The sequence below is a fragment of the Polynucleobacter sp. SHI8 genome (genome assembly GCF_027944005.1).
Lineage (GTDB): Bacteria > Pseudomonadota > Gammaproteobacteria > Burkholderiales > Burkholderiaceae > Polynucleobacter.
This window is the reverse complement of record NZ_AP027204.1, coordinates 814,778-830,316: the sequence shown is the minus strand read 5'-3', so window position 1 is coordinate 830,316 and position 15,539 is coordinate 814,778. Positions and strand designations below refer to the sequence as shown.

General features: G+C 41.3%; 16 protein-coding genes. 6 read left to right on the top strand and 10 right to left on the bottom strand.

Translation table 11 applies throughout. The features are described 5' to 3' along the window. The first annotated feature begins 9 nt into the window (after nucleotides 1–9). From QMN06_RS04305 to QMN06_RS04295, 3 genes are all read left to right on the top strand, one after another. Complete coding sequence (locus tag QMN06_RS04305; RefSeq protein WP_281971305.1) at nucleotides 10–477, top strand: peroxiredoxin; 468 nt, start codon at nucleotides 10–12, stop codon at nucleotides 475–477. Nucleotides 478–693: 216 nt separating this feature from the next. After that, on the top strand, nucleotides 694–2,355 hold the full coding sequence (locus QMN06_RS04300) for a PhoH family protein (RefSeq protein WP_281971304.1): 1,662 nt from the start codon (nucleotides 694–696) through the stop codon (nucleotides 2,353–2,355). 88 nt (nucleotides 2,356–2,443) lie between these two features. Then, nucleotides 2,444–2,851 (top strand): C40 family peptidase, encoded by a 408-nt coding sequence (locus QMN06_RS04295; RefSeq protein ID WP_281971303.1) that lies wholly within the window; start codon nucleotides 2,444–2,446, stop codon nucleotides 2,849–2,851. Here the strand turns inward: QMN06_RS04295 and pcaD are convergent. Further along, the gene (pcaD, locus tag QMN06_RS04290; RefSeq protein WP_281971302.1) at nucleotides 2,848–3,663 is read right to left on the bottom strand and encodes a 3-oxoadipate enol-lactonase; all 816 of its coding nucleotides are present in this window, start codon (nucleotides 3,661–3,663) and stop codon (nucleotides 2,848–2,850) included. The genes QMN06_RS04295 and pcaD overlap by 4 nt on opposite strands. A 14-nt stretch (nucleotides 3,664–3,677) precedes the next feature. Then, complete coding sequence (locus QMN06_RS04285; RefSeq protein ID WP_281971301.1) at nucleotides 3,678–4,652, bottom strand: tripartite tricarboxylate transporter substrate binding protein; 975 nt, start codon at nucleotides 4,650–4,652, stop codon at nucleotides 3,678–3,680. 75 nt (nucleotides 4,653–4,727) lie between these two features. On the opposite strand from QMN06_RS04285, the gene QMN06_RS04280 reads away from it, so the two are divergent. The 3 genes from QMN06_RS04280 (at nucleotide 4,728) to QMN06_RS04270 (ending at nucleotide 6,849) form a co-directional block, all read left to right on the top strand. Next, complete coding sequence (locus QMN06_RS04280) at nucleotides 4,728–5,711, top strand: tripartite tricarboxylate transporter substrate binding protein (RefSeq protein WP_281971300.1); 984 nt, start codon at nucleotides 4,728–4,730, stop codon at nucleotides 5,709–5,711. Nucleotides 5,712–5,713: 2 nt separating this feature from the next. After that, nucleotides 5,714–6,445 (top strand): substrate-binding domain-containing protein, encoded by a 732-nt coding sequence (locus tag QMN06_RS04275; protein WP_281971299.1) that lies wholly within the window; start codon nucleotides 5,714–5,716, stop codon nucleotides 6,443–6,445. A gap of 119 nt (nucleotides 6,446–6,564) precedes the next feature. Continuing rightward, a complete protein-coding gene (locus QMN06_RS04270; RefSeq protein WP_281971298.1) occupies nucleotides 6,565–6,849 on the top strand; it encodes a 2Fe-2S iron-sulfur cluster-binding protein in 285 nt (94 codons plus the stop codon). A gap of 44 nt (nucleotides 6,850–6,893) precedes the next feature. Here the strand turns inward: QMN06_RS04270 and QMN06_RS04265 are convergent, their stop codons facing one another. The 8 genes from QMN06_RS04265 to dnaB form a co-directional block, all read right to left on the bottom strand. Next, nucleotides 6,894–7,718, bottom strand: a complete 825-nt coding sequence (locus QMN06_RS04265; RefSeq protein WP_281971297.1) for a substrate-binding domain-containing protein — start codon at nucleotides 7,716–7,718, stop codon at nucleotides 6,894–6,896. Nucleotides 7,719–7,789: 71 nt separating this feature from the next. Further along, nucleotides 7,790–8,194 (bottom strand): GFA family protein, encoded by a 405-nt coding sequence (locus tag QMN06_RS04260; RefSeq protein WP_281971296.1) that lies wholly within the window; start codon nucleotides 8,192–8,194, stop codon nucleotides 7,790–7,792. Between the two features lie 8 nt (nucleotides 8,195–8,202). Beyond that, entirely contained in the window at nucleotides 8,203–9,588 is a 1,386-nt protein-coding gene (locus QMN06_RS04255; protein WP_281971295.1) for an amidase, read from the bottom strand. Between the two features lies 1 nt (nucleotide 9,589). Then, complete coding sequence (locus tag QMN06_RS04250; RefSeq protein ID WP_281971294.1) at nucleotides 9,590–10,471, bottom strand: polysaccharide deacetylase family protein; 882 nt, start codon at nucleotides 10,469–10,471, stop codon at nucleotides 9,590–9,592. 18 nt (nucleotides 10,472–10,489) lie between these two features. Beyond that, a complete protein-coding gene (locus QMN06_RS04245; protein WP_281971293.1) occupies nucleotides 10,490–11,164 on the bottom strand; it encodes an aldolase/citrate lyase family protein in 675 nt (224 codons plus the stop codon). Nucleotides 11,165–11,212: 48 nt separating this feature from the next. Then, nucleotides 11,213–13,498, bottom strand: coding sequence for a molybdopterin cofactor-binding domain-containing protein (locus QMN06_RS04240; protein ID WP_281971292.1), 2,286 nt, complete (start codon nucleotides 13,496–13,498; stop codon nucleotides 11,213–11,215). Nucleotides 13,499–13,508: 10 nt separating this feature from the next. After that, nucleotides 13,509–13,982 carry a (2Fe-2S)-binding protein gene (locus QMN06_RS04235; RefSeq protein ID WP_281971291.1) on the bottom strand — a complete coding sequence of 158 codons (474 nt, stop codon included), beginning with the start codon at nucleotides 13,980–13,982 and terminating at the stop codon, nucleotides 13,509–13,511. Nucleotides 13,983–14,081: 99 nt separating this feature from the next. Continuing rightward, a complete protein-coding gene (gene dnaB / locus QMN06_RS04230; RefSeq protein WP_281971290.1) occupies nucleotides 14,082–15,530 on the bottom strand; it encodes a replicative DNA helicase in 1,449 nt (482 codons plus the stop codon). Between the last annotated feature and the right edge of the window lie 9 nt (nucleotides 15,531–15,539).

Sequence of the window (15,539 nt, the reverse complement as noted above, 5' to 3'; positions counted from 1 at the left end):
AGAAAAAGAATGTCCATAAAAATTGGTGACACATTTCCAGCGTGCTCTCTGCCTGCCACTTCTGGATTAACTTTTAGTCCTTCCTCTTGTGAAGGTAAAAATGTTGTTTTATATTTTTATCCAAAAGATGCGACTCCAGGTTGTACGATAGAAGCTGGTAATTTTCGTGACAATATCGATGCTTTCACAAAAGCGAATAGCTTGATCATTGGCGTTTCAAGAGACTCTTTGAAATCTCATGAAAGTTTTAAATCAAAGTATGAGTTACCTTTTGAACTAATTTCTGATGCAGATGAGACTTTATGTCATATTTTTGACGTCATTAAAACAAAAAATATGTATGGAAAACAAGTTCAAGGGATTGAAAGAAGTACTTTTATCTTTGATTCTAAAGGGATTTTACGTCATGAATGGCGTGGTTTAAAGGTTGCTGGTCATGTGGAAGAAGTTTTGAAAACCGTGCTTGCAATGTCTTGAAATATGCGTTAACTTATAGTTAATGCAAAGAAATCGAAGTCTGTTCACTGTTTCAAAAAATCTTGATAACACTTCTCGAGATAGGCAATCTTCCCCCCAAGATTTAAACAAACTTCACTCAAGATCGCATTTCCCGAATTTAAAAAATCGCGTCAATCGATGCGATTTTTTTCATGTTTTCTATCTTTCACTTTTATAACCATAAGGAGCTAGTGCATGCCACTCCCCCCAGCACCAACACAAACAGCTGATGAAATCAATCTTCCTAGAATAAAAAAACCGGAACTTAAAAAACCACCGACACCTCAAGCTATTGCCATTGTTGCTGATGATGAATTAGATGAACTAACCACGCAAGATGTGATCGAAACACCACATGCTTCTCACATAGCACGCGACACGATTAACAAAATGAAACAGGTCGCACCAGCAAAGCCTACAAGGGGCAATCCAAAAAATAAACGTTCGGATATCTCCAATAAAATACGTTTGTTTGTTTTAGACACGAACGTTTTAATGCACGATCCATCTTCTTTATTTCGCTTTGAAGAGCATGACGTTTACCTACCAATGACTACTCTAGAAGAATTAGATAATCATAAAAAAGGTATGAGTGAAGTCGCAAGAAATGCTAGAACCGTAAGCCGCGCTCTAGATGGCTTAATCGATGGTACAAGTGGTGCTCTTGATGAGGGTATTCCGCTATCTAAACTAGGCAACAAAGACGCAACTGGAAAATTATTTTTCCAAACGGATTTAAAAGAAATGAAATTACCTGAAGGCTTGCCCGAAGGTAAAGGCGATAACATGATTTTAAGTGTGGTTCGCTCATTACAAGAAACACACAAAAATTACGGTGAAGTGGTGTTGGTATCCAAAGATATCAACATGCGTATCAAAGCACGTGCGCTAGGTCTTCCTGCGGAAGATTATTTTAATGATCAGGTGCTTGAAGACCGTGACCTGATGTATGCCGGAGTACTTGCTCTTCCTGCAGATTTTTGGCCTAAACATGGCAAGGGCATGGAGAGCTGGAGTGATGGTAAATCAGGCACGATGTACTACCGCATTACTGGCCCCCTAGTTATGTCAATGATGGTCAATCAATTTGTATATCAAGAAAACACGGATGGCAGCACGCCCTTTTATGCTCAAGTCAAAGAAATCAATGGCAAAACTGCATTACTACAAACACTGAAAGATTTTTCTCATCAAAAAAATAATGTGTGGAGTATTACGGCGCGTAATCGTGAACAAAATTTTGCACTCAATTTACTCATGAATCCTGAGATTGATTTCGTGACCTTGTTAGGTCAAGCTGGAACTGGTAAAACACTTCTCGCTCTAGCTGCTGGACTTGAACAGGTTCTTGACAGTAAACGGTATAACGAAATCATTATCACTCGAGCAACAGTTCCTGTCGGTGAAGATATTGGTTTTTTACCAGGTACCGAAGAAGAAAAAATGCAACCTTGGATGGGGGCATTTGATGATAATTTAGAGGTACTTCACCGAAGTGATGACTCCGCTGGAGAATGGGGGCGTGCTGCAACTCAAGAACTAATTCGTTCGCGGATTAAAGTCAAGAGTATGAACTTTATGCGCGGTAGAACTTTTGTGAGTAAGTTTGTAATTATTGATGAGGCACAAAATCTAACCCCAAAACAAATGAAAACTTTAGTAACTCGCGCAGGTCCTGGTACGAAATTAATTTGCCTCGGAAATATCGCTCAGATTGATACGCCTTACCTAACGGAAGGTTCATCTGGTCTGACCTACGTTGTTGATCGATTTAAAGGCTGGCGTCATGGTGGTCACATCACTTTGGCACGAGGTGAACGTTCACGCCTAGCGGATCATGCGGCGGATATTTTATAGTCAATGTCTGATATACAGCCTGGTAGTCGTGCTATCAGGCTGTAGCTCGCTTGTTGGCAACAAAAGTTCATCCACGAACGATGCTAGATTGCCTGACTTTTCTGTTGAGAAAAATGCTGGGCTCGATGATATTTCTGTTGCGGCCGTGAGCCTAATCGGCACCCCCTATAAATGGGGTGGCAATACCCCTCAAAGTGGCTTTGACTGTAGTGGTCTTGTCGTTTATGTCGTGAAAAATACAAGGCAAAAAAATCTTCCACGTACCACGGGTGAATTAGGAAAGTATGGCAAATCACTCGCTCAAGACACACCTGCTCCGGGTGATTTGGTTTTCTTTAACACTTTGGGTGAAAGCCACTCACATGTCGGTATTTACGTTGGTTCTGGACGATTCGTGCATGCCCCAACAACCGGAGGCACAGTACGTTTAGATGAAATCAAAAATCCCTACTGGGCGCCCAGATATACTGAAGCGCGCCGAGTAGTTAATCCTTAATCTTCAAAGGCTTCATCTTCAACGAATTCTTCATCCTCGAGACCCCAAAACTCTTCGAGAAGTTGATTGAAAACTTCTGTTTGCTCAACATTGGATATATGTGATGCATCAGGAATGATGTGCAGCACAGAATCTTTAATTTGTGAATGAATTTTTTTCGCCATCTCCGGTGGAGTGCCATGATCTTCTATACCAACCACAATCATTGTCGGGCAATTGATTTCGTTTAAACGATCAAAGGTATTGATATGGGCAATCGCACTACTACATCCAGCAAAACCCTCTACTGGAGTTGCGAGTATACCCTGAGCAATTTTTTGCAGTTTAGCTGAATTGGCCTCTTTATAGGCTTGGGTAAACCATCTTGATAGGGTACTATCTAACAATCCCTGCATGCCTTGTTCGCGAGCAATATTTGCGCGATCCGCCCACATCTGCACTGCATTATCTGGACGTCGGCTCGTTGTATCCGCCAAGACGATCGAGAGGAACAGTTGTGGCCATTTTAAAATCATGGTCTGACCAATCATTCCCCCCATGGATAAACCCATCCAATGGGTTCTTTGAATACCTAACTCGACCAACAATTCAGCAACATCAACAGCTAATTCATCTAATGAATATGGTGCTGCTGGAACATGACTCTTGCCATGCCCCCTAGTGTCAAAACGTAAGACTTTAAAGTGCTTCGTTAATAATTCCATTTGTGGATCCCACATATGAAGATCGCATGCTAAAGAATGTGAAAGTGTTAGCCACGGGCCATTGCCCTCAATCTCGTAATACAAACCGTTTTTACTAGTTCCCTGCATTTTTTCTCCTCAAATTATTCTGCTGAAATCTTTGCTGCTTTTGCTATACGTGTAAATTCACTCACTTCAGATTTAATCATCTTGTCAAATTCTGTAGGTGTATTGGATACTGGTTCAAGCCCCAAACTTGCATATCGTTCTTTGACATCAGCAAACTCATTAATTCTTTTTACTTCTTGAGCTAATTGTTGCAAGATCTCTTTTGGCGTATTCATTGGCGCAATGAGTCCATACCAAAATTCCCATTTATAACCCGGCACTGTTTCCGATACGGTCGGTAAATTAGGGAACTCTTTACCTCTTTGAAGCGAGGTTATTGCAATCACTTTTGCTCGTCCATCTCGAACCATATTAATGGCGCTGGCATATGGACTAATAAAAAAATCGACGCGGCCAGATAAAACTTCAGTGATTCCCTCCGGAATACCTTTTGTAGGGACATGCAAAAAATCTGTGCCCGTTTTAGCTTTTAAAATTTCCACAGCAAAATGTGACCCACTTCCAATACCTGCTGAGCTATATGAATACTTGCCCGGATCTTTTTTGGCTAAAGCAATTAATTCAGCCATGTTACTAACCTTTAAGTTTGGGGAAACTAAGACAAGTGCCGATCCTGTTGCAGTTAATGTGACACCCTCTAAATCCTTAATCGTGTCAAATGGCAATTTGCTATAAATGGCAGGTGCAATCGCAAACGCATTCGAAACTGATAATAAGGTGTAGCCATCTGGTTTTGAGGTAGCAACTACTTGCGTAGCAATATTCGCTCCAGCACCAGGACGGTTTTCAACAACAACAGGCTGGCCCCACTTATCTGTCATTTTTTGACCGATAACCCTTGCTGATATGTCAGGACCGCCTCCTGGAGAAAACCCTACAACAATCTTGATAGGCTTATTTGGATAGCTTTGTGCGTGAACTTGGAATGCAAAAATAGCACAAAAAAATACACTGATAAGGCATACTTTTTTCTTTAAATTGATAAACATGTGGTCTCCTTAGATACCCTTATAATACTGAAACAATAAGAACTGTTCTAAAACCACTCAAAATTCCACCTCGAAATGATACTTAAAAAAAACCGTTTGACCACTTTATGGATTAGTTTCATTGCAGTCTTTATCTGTTTTTCCCAAAACGTGGTCGCTGATACCTATCCATCTAAACCAATCACTATTGTTGTTCCAACCTCACCAGGTGGGGCAAACGATGCGATGGCACGTATTATTGCTCAGGGACTCAGCCAAAAATTAGGTCAATCCGTCATCGTAGAAAATCGAGCTGGCGCAAATGGTTCTATCGCTAGTGAATTCGTGGCAAGGGCTCCTGCTGATGGTTATGTGTTGATGTTTGGCTATATCGCTACTCATGCAATTAACCCAGCTCTGCAAAAATTACGCTACGACCCTATTAAAAGCTTTGAACCGATTTCTTTAGTAGCAACTTCGCCTACTCTACTTGTGGCCAATAACAATTTACCAGTAAAAAATGCCAAGGAATTAGTCGCACTTCTCAAGTCGCAACCCGGTAAGATTTCCTACGCCTCTTCAGGCAAAGGCACCGCGCCCCATTTATCAGGTGAGCTTTTTAAATTAACTACAGGTACGGATATGCTTCACGTCCCTTACAAAGGCTCGTCACCGGCGATATTAGATACCATCGGCGGCACTACTCAAGTCATGTTCCCAAGCCTCTTTACAGCTTACCCACAAATCAAGGGTAATAAGCTGATTGCCCTTGGTATCGCTGGAAAAAAACGTAGTCCTGTTCTCCCCAATGTACCAACCTTGGCTGAACAAGGTATTCCAAATGTTGAAGTAGATCAGTGGTACGCTATGTTTGCCCCAGCAGGAACGCCTAAACCAATTATTCATTTACTCAACAAAGAATTAATTGCGGTTTTAAATGAAAAATCGAATGAAACTAAAATTGAAGAGCAAGGCGCAACTGTTGATACCTCGACTCCAGAGGAGCTAGCAGACCTTGTAAAAAAAGAAGTTGCTCGTTGGAAAAAAGTGGTTGAATCAGCCAAAATTACTGTGGATTAATCATGTCAAATCAAACTATCTCCGTCATTACATCTGGTGCATTTGCTGCTGCATTAAAACTTCTTGCGCCACTGTACGAAAAAAAATCAGGTCATACGGTCAATCTTTCGTTTGGCTCTTCCATGGGGACTGCCCCAGACTCTATCCCAACGCGACTAGCTCAGGGTGAAGTCTTTGATGTGCTTGTTTTGGCAGGACCCGCACTAGATCAATTTATCAAACAAGGGGTGATTGCTTCTGACTCGAAAGTAGATCTTGCTGGTTCAAGAATGGCCGCTGCAGTAAGAACGGGTGATCCTATACCAGACTTGTCTTCTGTGGAATCTTTCAAACAAGCTCTTCTGAATGCTCCTCGAGTAGCTTATTCCGCTAGTGCAAGTGGTACTTATTTATCGGAAGAAGTTTTTCCAAACATTGGCATTGCAGATCAAATGGCCATTACTGCAAAAAAAATCTTTGGTGAGCGGGTTGGTACTATTTTGATGAGAAACGAGACGGATCTTGGATTCCAACAATACTCAGAATTACTACCCATTGCTGGAATTGATATTATTCGGGATCTTCCTGCCGAAATACAAAAAACTTTCTTCTTTACGGCTGGTATCGGTGCTGCTAGTCAACAGCGTCATTTAGCACAAGACTTGATAGCTTTTTTGGCGTCTGAAGAAGCAGCACCAACTATCAAAGAAACAGGTCTTGATGCTGTGTTAGCACCACTTCCTTGGAGTAATTAAGTCTTTCTTGATTAATTCATCTTTAGTAATAGTACTAATAGGTTATACACCTATGTATTAAAAGACTTTTTTCGTCTACATTAACCTTCTATCATTTATTATGAGAAAAGGTTATTGTCATGACGACGCTCAATGTCAACGGACAATTAGTTGAAATTCAGTCACATCCTAGTACGCCATTGATTTGGGTACTGCGGGAGCAACTTGGCCTCATTGCGACAAAATATGGTTGTGACCATTTTGAGTGTGGTGCCTGCTCAGTTCAAATCAATGGTAAAACGATTCGTTCTTGCTCCATCCCTTTGAGCTCCATGAATTCAAGCGATGAAATTCTGACAGTCGAAGCTTTTTCTAATTATCACTCCCAAAAAACACCTGCAAAAGACCTCTCAATTAGTTTATAAGCAATTAATTGAGAATAATGAAAGTGCAAAGATGATGAAAGTGCCTAGCGCAAGGGCTGCTTCTTCGCATTTGGGAAAAAGAGTTGTTTACCGTCAATCTTATATAGAGAAATGACTTCTTGCTCATCTTTAGAAGTAATCCAATCAATGAAGTCCTGTCCTTCTTTAACCTTTACATGAGGAAACTTTGCTGGGTTAACTAACATGACCCCGTATTGATTAAAAAGTTGGGGATCACCCTCAACCAATATGTCTAGATCGCCACGGTTTTTAAATGACAACCAAGTACCACGGTCTGCCAAGATATAACCATTCATTGCCGAAGCTGAATTTAAAGCTGGGCCCATTCCGCTCCCAGTGTCCTTGTACCAATTCATATCTTTAGTAGGCTCAAGCCCTGCAGCTTTCCAATAACGAAGTTCGGCCGCATGGGTACCGCTCTTATCCCCTCTCGAAACAAACGTGGATTTTGAATTGGCAATTTTTTGTAATGCAACCTTGATATCTTTACCACCTGCAACCCTAGCTGGATCTGACTTAGGTCCAATCAAGACAAAGTCGTTATACATGACGTCGTACCTTCTCAAAGCATTACCTTCTTCCAGGAATTTCATCTCAGCTACCCTGTCATGTACAAAAACGACGTCAGCATCTCCACGACGACCAATGTCTAAAGCCTGTCCGGTACCTACCGCAATCACTTTGACTTCAACTCCAGATTTACTCTTATAAATCGGCAAGAGAAAGCCAAATAATCCAGATTGCTCCGTAGAAGTTGTTGAAGAAAGGATGATGGATTTCTGTGCGAATGATGGAAACGAAAGAGCAACAGTGATTGCTAGCAACCCAATCGAAAATAGACGACGCATGAGGTATTTCCTTGATTTAGTCATTTAAAAAGCTCAAATGAGCTTGCATGGCACCATAAAATTCTAAGCCCTTATGAGGGTGTCGGCCGTTCTAGATGTTGAATCGCTTCATCTTGTATTTCATGCCACTCAGCTTTACTTCCGACAAAAATATGCGAGCTCACTCGCTCAGTAATTTCCGTATCAAGGGTACCTAACCTGACTCTCATTGTTAATGGGGTAGCAGCTCTTTCACTATACAGTTGCGATCCGCAATATGAACAGAAAAAACGATCCACTGCGCCAGGGTTCTCATATTTTTTAATGAGCTCTTTGCCTTGCGTCACTTCAAACTTAGCTCGATGAACTTCTGTCGATGTTACAAATGCAGAGCCACTCGATTTTCTACAGCGTTTGCAATGACAATAAATAATGGGGCCTATTGCCTCATTGATTTGATATTGAACTTCACCACATAGACAACTTCCTTTGATCATCTTTAATCCTAGGTAGATGCACAAGATGGCATTTTTTTATGCCACTGCGTTTGTGTTTGATAAGCATGGCCAATGCGCAAAATGAGTTCTTCACTAAAATCCCGCCCCACCAACTGAAATCCCACCGGCATATCTTGATTCGAGAATCCACCAGGCAGACTGATGGATGGAAGACCTAAATAATTCATAGCTTTGGTAACATGAGTTAACCGCCCCACCCCTTTTAAAACCTCTTCTAAACTGCCTCGGGTACTCTCTTCGATGGTTGGCGTATGTACTTGAATCGTTGGCATGAACATCACATCACAATGCGCAAATACCTGATCATCAAATTGTTGTCGATACTCTTTGCGCAAATCAATCGCTTGACGATAATCTTCATTCGAGTATTGATAACCTAGCTCAATGCGCGCTCTTACTTGATCAGCATAATCATCTGCAAATTGTCTAAGCCATTCATGATGAACTTCTAGAGACTCAACTGCCATGACTACTGCCATCATTTGATTGATTGGCTCCATTGGAGGATTATCAATTTGTACAATCTGCATACCTAGTTCTTTAAACACAGCAATATTCTTAAACAGCACTTCCTGAATATTTTCGTCAACCCCCTCCCAAAAAAAGTGTTTGGGTATACCAACTCTCAATCCCTTAACGGGTAACTCAATTGATTTTTCGTAATTAGTTTGTTGATTTGTTAATACGGTTAGCATCTTGGCGCAATCCCTAGCACTTTGCGCTAAAGGACCAATACAATCCAACGTATGCGACAAGGGGAATGCCCCTTCAGTCGGGACTAATCCTCTCGTGGGCTTGAGTCCAGTCACACCACACATCGTCGCCGGATGACGAATTGAACCACCAGTATCACTACCAATCGCGCCAAAAACCAATCGAGAACTGACAGCAATAGCGGATCCACTTGATGATCCACCACATACATATAAAGGATTCCAGGGATTTTTAGCATGCCCATAGTGCTGATTAAATCCAGTTGGGCCTAAAGCGAACTCGGTCATATGTAATGACCCACAATATACCTGTCCTGCAGCTTCAAAATAGTCCATCACCACCGAATTGTGGTCTGGAATATTTTTTTTCAAAATTTTAGAGCCTACATGCGCATTTCTACCAGCCATAAAAATTAAATCTTTATGGGCAAATGGAACACCATGCAACATCCCTAAAGGTCGATGATGCGCTTGTATATCATCTAATACATTGGCTCTTTTGATCGCACTTTCTTCATCCAAGCGAAATACTGCATTGAGTGGTCCACCAATCTTTTTTAATCGATCAATGGACCATTTGGTTAGCTCTAATGAACTAATTTTTTTTTGTTGAATCGCTTTAACTGCAGCGCATAAGTCCCAATGCAAAATATCATTCATACTATTTCTCAGGATATGCCTGGTTATACCAGTCATAGATTTGCTCGCCGGTCATATGAACGACACCTTCGTGTTTGTTGATGTAGTCATACACTTTCTTGAGATAAGCGATTCTAAAAGGCATACCACTGATGTAAGGATGAATAGCAATTGATAAAATCTTTGGGCGCTCCTGCGCTTCCAAATAATATTGATCAAAGGTATCAATACATTTTTGCGTCCAGTAATTTGCTTCGTGATGTTGTACGATCATCATCGGAATATCATTGTTTTCGACGGTATATGGCAGTGTTACTAACGAGCCATGTTCAGTTTTAATGCGCGTCGGCTCATCATCATACGGAAAATCACCTACATACTTGACGCCTGCTTTCGCTAATAGATCAGGTGTTTCAAATGTCTGTGTAAGTCCAGGCCCTAACCATCCAACGGGACGCTTACCAGTAAATGTCTCGATGGTGTCCATCGATTTAGCAATCATTTCCGCTTGATTTTCAACTTTATGAATCGGCATTTGTTCATAAGAGTGCCCCATAAACTCCCAACCTGAATCAAGGCAAGCTTGTGCTACACGTGGGTAATCTTTACAAACACGGGCATTTAATGCCAATGTTGGTGTGATGTTGAGTGAGTCGTATAAGCTTTTAAAACGCCAAAAGCCAACACGCATGCCATATTCATGCCAAGCCCAATTCGGTACGTCTGGCAACAAAGGAACACCTGTGGGTGCTGGAATGACTTGCCTTGCCATTGGTCGAGAGATATCCCAGACTTCCAAATTAACAATACTCCAAACAATTACTTTTGCACCACCCGGGAATTTAAGCGGCTCACGATCGACAATCGCAGAAAATGGAGTTCTTTCAGAAGGCATCATTGACATATGTTTTCTTTCTATGAATTAAGATACGGAATGGAAGGGATTAAAACCTTGTTGAATAATTTGCGACAAAGTGCAGTACAAATACTTTGCTCCCTGTTGTGAATATTTAGGCTGGCTTTCAGGTAAACCTGGGATTCCCCAAAGGCGTTGATGAGTCTTAAGCTCTTGGATCACCTGATCAATCTCCTCCCATAAAGCTGTCGGTTTCAAATCGCCTTTGAAACCCATACTATGGGATAAATCATTCGGTCCAATTAAAAAACTATCGACATCGGTTGAAGATGCTAAAGATGCAATATTTTTGACCGCATTGACTGACTCTATCTGAGCAATCGTCATGAATTGATCGCTGTTACCTTTACTCACATAATTAACCACTTCAGCAATCATTTTTAAATCTTCTACTGTCTCGGTATGAGGGACAACCAAAGCATCGATGCCCCGATCTAAATATCGAATCAATGTTTCAGGCTGTTGGTTTTCGCTGCGTAGCATCGTAAACATACTATGACTTTTGGCTGCCAATACCATCGGTCTGATACTTTCAATATGAATAGGTGTTCGTTCGCAATCAATAAAAACACACTTAGCCCCAGCATTTGCCAACATATCAATCGTATCAATGGATGAACCACCAACATTAACAGCCCAAGTCATGGGCTGTTGTGTAAGAAATGCTTTAAAAGAATTCATAGAACCTTAATGATCAAAACATACTACTTCTATTGCTTCACTTGATGATTAAACAAGAAGTGATTTTACGCGTTGTGGTGATAAAGGATATTGACGAATTCTGACTTGTGTCGCAGCAAATACGGCATTAGCAATCGCTGCAGGCAAAGACACCAATCCAGGCTCAGCAACACCGCCTGAGGCTTTATCTGGCCGATTTAAAATCACAATATCAACCTTTCCTGGAACATCTTTCATCGAAGCAATTCGGTAAGTATTCCAATCAACACTTGTGACACGATTATCGTCAAATTTCACTTCTTCATATAGCGCTCGACTAATCCCTTGCATAATTTGACCTTCAAGGGCGGCTTTAACTCCCGATGGATTAATGACAAGACCACAATCCATACCAACTACGATTTTCTTGACCCAAATACGACCTGTTTTTTTATTGACCTCAACTTCACAAGCAACGGCGGCATATGATTGGTAACCGTTATAAAGTGCAACACCTCTACCTGTGTAAACATCACCAACTTTCGTCGGTTTGTAATTCGATTCCCAGCCAAATTTCTTTACAACAGCTTCTAAAATCTCTTTTTCACGAGGATCTTGAATATGCTTTAATCTAAATGCAACTGGATCGATATTGCTAGCAAGAGCAACTTCATCAATAAAACACTCCTGCGCAAAGCGCGTCTGCATTTCTTGAGGTGCCCTAAAATGCGCAGTTCTCATCGGGGAGGCTTGCTCTACATAAGGTGCGACAGTTTCCCACCAATGTACATGGTTGGCGAATTTATAACTTTCTTCAGGAATATTGTAGTTATATGCAGTCCATTTTTTATGGCCGGTTTGCATACCCACTAAGGTATGCTCTGGACTTTCTGCATTAAATTTGACATCCCAGCCATTAAATCCTTTAGCCTTAAATAACCAAGCGGTAACATTGTTTTGTGCATCAAGACCGGCTTTTAAAGATAGTACAGCAGCGGGACCTTTTGGACTCCAAGCAATACCTTCTTCTCTAGACCACTGAACCCTTACAGGTTGACCATATTCTTTTGACAATAAAGCTGCCTCATAGGGTGCCTCATCTGCATCAGAACGGCCATATGACCCTGCACCATGCATCCATTTAGCTTCTACTTTTTCTGGATTCCTATCTAAAAATTTAGCAATCCCTTGTCTTTGAAAGTGTGGCTTTTGCGTATCGGTCCAAATTTGTACGCTATCACTCTTTACATCTACAACTCCACAAGATGGTGCAATACGAGCATGCGCCTGAAAAGGGGCAAAGTATTCAGCTTCTAATACCTTAGCAGAAGTTTTAAGCGCATCATAGGTTGGTTGGGCGTTGTATTCTTTTTTACCAAAAAACATAGGTACTGCATTGGTAAAAGTTGGGGTAGCATTTTTGATGTAATTAAACATCTCTTTATCACCACCTTTGAGTGGTTTATTTTCTTTTGTCCAAAGGACTTTTAATACTCTCGCTGCACGCACTGCATCCCATTCAGTATTGGCAACAACTGCCACGAAATTATCTTTCTGAAAGACTCGAACATTTGGCACAAACGCCACTGAATTTTTGTCAACTGAAATGACAGATGCGCCTGCTTGTGGTGGACGAATTGCTCTACCATGTAACACATTATCTGGACGAATGTGAGCGGTAAAGTGCTCTTTTCCTACAACGTGATCTTTAATATCTCTGCGCGGGGCATCTTTACCAACAATTTTATAGTCAGTAACATTTTTGGGCTTTGCTAATCCAGTCACATTTAAATCATTACCGAATTTCTTATTCCATTCAAGATTCGTCGAAAAATCCTTATTCGCAATGATCTGAGAATATGTCAAAGATTTAGTCGGATTGTTTTTGACAAATACTTTGCCATTCACAACATCTAATTGATCTGGGGAAGTTTGCAATTCTTGGGCAGCCATTCCGACCAAAACTCTTCTTGCTTCAGCGGCAGCATTTCTAATCGGGATAGCGCCTTGACGGATTCCAGAACTTGCACTCCCGCCACCTTGATTCGCTGAATATCGAGTATCTCCAAAAAGGACAACCACTTGACTTAAAGGAACATCTAATTCTTCAGCCGCAATTTGCGAGTAAGCCACGTCCAAACCTTGACCACAATCCATCTTCCCAGAATTAATCGTAACTAAGCCATCTTTACCGATCTTGATCCAGGTATCTAATTGCGAGGGATTAGGCCCCAATATGGTTGGCGCAGCATTTTGCGCTAAAGCATCTAAGCTTGGCAAAACACCTGAGACACCAACAACTAAAGCACCTGAACTCTGGAGAAACTCGCGTCGTGTAATATGTGCTGATTTCATCTTGATCTCCTTAAGCTTTCATCGTTTCACGAGCTTTTTTAACAGCTCTTAAAATAGCTAAATGCGAACCGCATCGACATTGCAAATTATCTAAACCTTGAATAATTTGCTCATCAGTAGCTCTAGGATTTTTTTCTAATAAAGAAATGGACTGCATGATCCAGCCATTGGTGCAATACCCACATTGGGCTGCCTGTTCTTCTATAAAGGCTGTTTGCATAGGGTGTAATTTGTCGCCATTTGCTAAACCATCGAGCGTACGAATCTTGGAACTGGCATTGGCAACTGCACTAGTGGGAGTTACGCAAGAACGTACCGCTTGATTATTGACTAGGACGGTACAAGTTCCACACTGTGCCAAACCACAACCAAATCTGGGACCTTTGAACTTTAATTGATCTGTTAATGTGTATAAAAGCGGCTGATCTAATGGCACATCTACTTCATGGTTTACACCATCAATTTGCAAAGTCATTTTTGACATATTGCCTCCTATATTTTTGCTTATTCATATATTTATATCACATTAATACTTTTTGAATAAGGCTTAGAAGCTGACGATGTAACTAATTTTGTACGTATTTTAAAAAGGAACGTTGGAATTATTTGTAGCGGGGCCTTTTTGGAATGGCGGTGTGTATCCCAAAGCTAAGTTATCAAACTTAGTAAACTCGCCCTGCCATGAAAGTTTGACTGGGCCAATCGGGCCATTACGTTGTTTACCAATAATGACTTCAGCAATACCAACTGCGTCAGTTTCAGGGTGATAAACTTCATCACGGTAAATAAATAGGATCACGTCCGCATCTTGTTCGATCGCGCCAGACTCGCGTAAATCAGACATCATCGGACGTTTGTTTTCACGATTTTCTAAACTACGATTGAGCTGTGACAAAGCAATCACAGGACATTGCATCTCTTTTGCTAAAGACTTTAATGAACGAGAAATTTCTGAAATCTCGGTTGCACGATTTTCTGTTGAACCACTACTTTTACCAGACATGAGTTGTAAGTAATCAATGACAATTAGTCCTACATTGCCATACTTTCTTGCCATCCTTCTAGCGCGAGCCCTTAACTCAAGCGAGTTTAACGAACCGGTTTCATCAATCAACATCGGCGCTTTTGTTAATAATCCAATCGAATGGGTCACTCTTGGCCACTCCTCATCATTCAGACGCCCTGTCCGTAATCGACCTTGATTAACTTTCCCCACGGACCCTAACATTCTAGCGGCCAACTGTGAGGCGGACATCTCCATCGAAAAGATCAAAACAGGCAAGCCTTCTTTAATCGCGACATGCTCAGCAATGTTCATGGCAAAAGAGGTCTTACCCATACTTGGACGACCAGCAACAATCACTAGATCACCCTTTTGTAGTCCACTTGTCATACGATCCAGATCAATAAATCCAGTCGCTACTCCCGTGATTTCATTCGATCCACCTCGCGCATACAACTCTTGAATGCGCTGTACGGTCTCAGTCATTAATTTTTCTATTTCATGAAACTCATTTTGACGACCATTATCTTGACCAATTGCAAGAATGCGAGCTTCTGCTTCATCTAAAAGTGTTCTCACCCCTTTTTCGGGTGAAAATGCAGAATTAGCAATACTGTCAGCCGTCTGAATTAAACGTCGCAAAATACTGCGATCACTAATGATTTGCGCATAACCCCGAATGTTTGCAGAGCTAGGGGTGTTCGATGCTAATTGATTGAGATAGGTAATACCAAAGTTCTCTGCAATACCATAAGTCTTTAATTCTTCATGCACTGTAAGTACATCTGCAGGCTTATTATCATTGACTAGTTTGGAAATGGCCTGATAAATAATGGCGTGCTCAGATCGATAAAAATCAATTTCCCCCAATACAGCAGCAACCATATCAAGAGAATTGTTGTCGAGGAGTAAGGCACCTAAAACAGATTGTTCTGCCTCAATGGAATGAGGTGGAACCTTAAGTCCTTGCACAGCCCGATCCTCTTCACCCGTAGGTGTTAATAATCGGAGCGGGCCTGCGTCAGGCATCTGTCTTCC

Bases quoted from the DNA above. Each gene is read 5' to 3' on its own strand.
- QMN06_RS04285 (WP_281971301.1), bottom strand. From the start codon at position 4,652: ATGTTTATCAATTTAAAGAAAAAAGTATGCCTTATCAGTGTATTTTTT.
- QMN06_RS04260 (WP_281971296.1), bottom strand. From the start codon at position 8,194: ATGATCAAAGGAAGTTGTCTATGTGGTGAAGTTCAATATCAAATCAAT.
- QMN06_RS04275 (WP_281971299.1), top strand. From the start codon at position 5,714: ATGTCAAATCAAACTATCTCCGTCATTACATCTGGTGCATTTGCTGCT.
- QMN06_RS04265 (WP_281971297.1), bottom strand. From the start codon at position 7,718: ATGCGTCGTCTATTTTCGATTGGGTTGCTAGCAATCACTGTTGCTCTT.
- QMN06_RS04255 (WP_281971295.1), bottom strand. From the start codon at position 9,588: ATGAATGATATTTTGCATTGGGACTTATGCGCTGCAGTTAAAGCGATT.
- QMN06_RS04250 (WP_281971294.1), bottom strand. From the start codon at position 10,471: ATGTCAATGATGCCTTCTGAAAGAACTCCATTTTCTGCGATTGTCGAT.
- pcaD (WP_281971302.1), bottom strand. From the start codon at position 3,663: ATGCAGGGAACTAGTAAAAACGGTTTGTATTACGAGATTGAGGGCAAT.
- QMN06_RS04240 (WP_281971292.1), bottom strand. From the start codon at position 13,498: ATGAAATCAGCACATATTACACGACGCGAGTTTCTCCAGAGTTCAGGT.
- QMN06_RS04305 (WP_281971305.1), top strand. From the start codon at position 10: ATGTCCATAAAAATTGGTGACACATTTCCAGCGTGCTCTCTGCCTGCC.
- QMN06_RS04235 (WP_281971291.1), bottom strand. From the start codon at position 13,982: ATGTCAAAAATGACTTTGCAAATTGATGGTGTAAACCATGAAGTAGAT.
- QMN06_RS04300 (WP_281971304.1), top strand. From the start codon at position 694: ATGCCACTCCCCCCAGCACCAACACAAACAGCTGATGAAATCAATCTT.
- QMN06_RS04245 (WP_281971293.1), bottom strand. From the start codon at position 11,164: ATGAATTCTTTTAAAGCATTTCTTACACAACAGCCCATGACTTGGGCT.
- QMN06_RS04270 (WP_281971298.1), top strand. From the start codon at position 6,565: ATGACGACGCTCAATGTCAACGGACAATTAGTTGAAATTCAGTCACAT.
- QMN06_RS04280 (WP_281971300.1), top strand. From the start codon at position 4,728: ATGATACTTAAAAAAAACCGTTTGACCACTTTATGGATTAGTTTCATT.
- dnaB (WP_281971290.1), bottom strand. From the start codon at position 15,530: ATGCCTGACGCAGGCCCGCTCCGATTATTAACACCTACGGGTGAAGAG.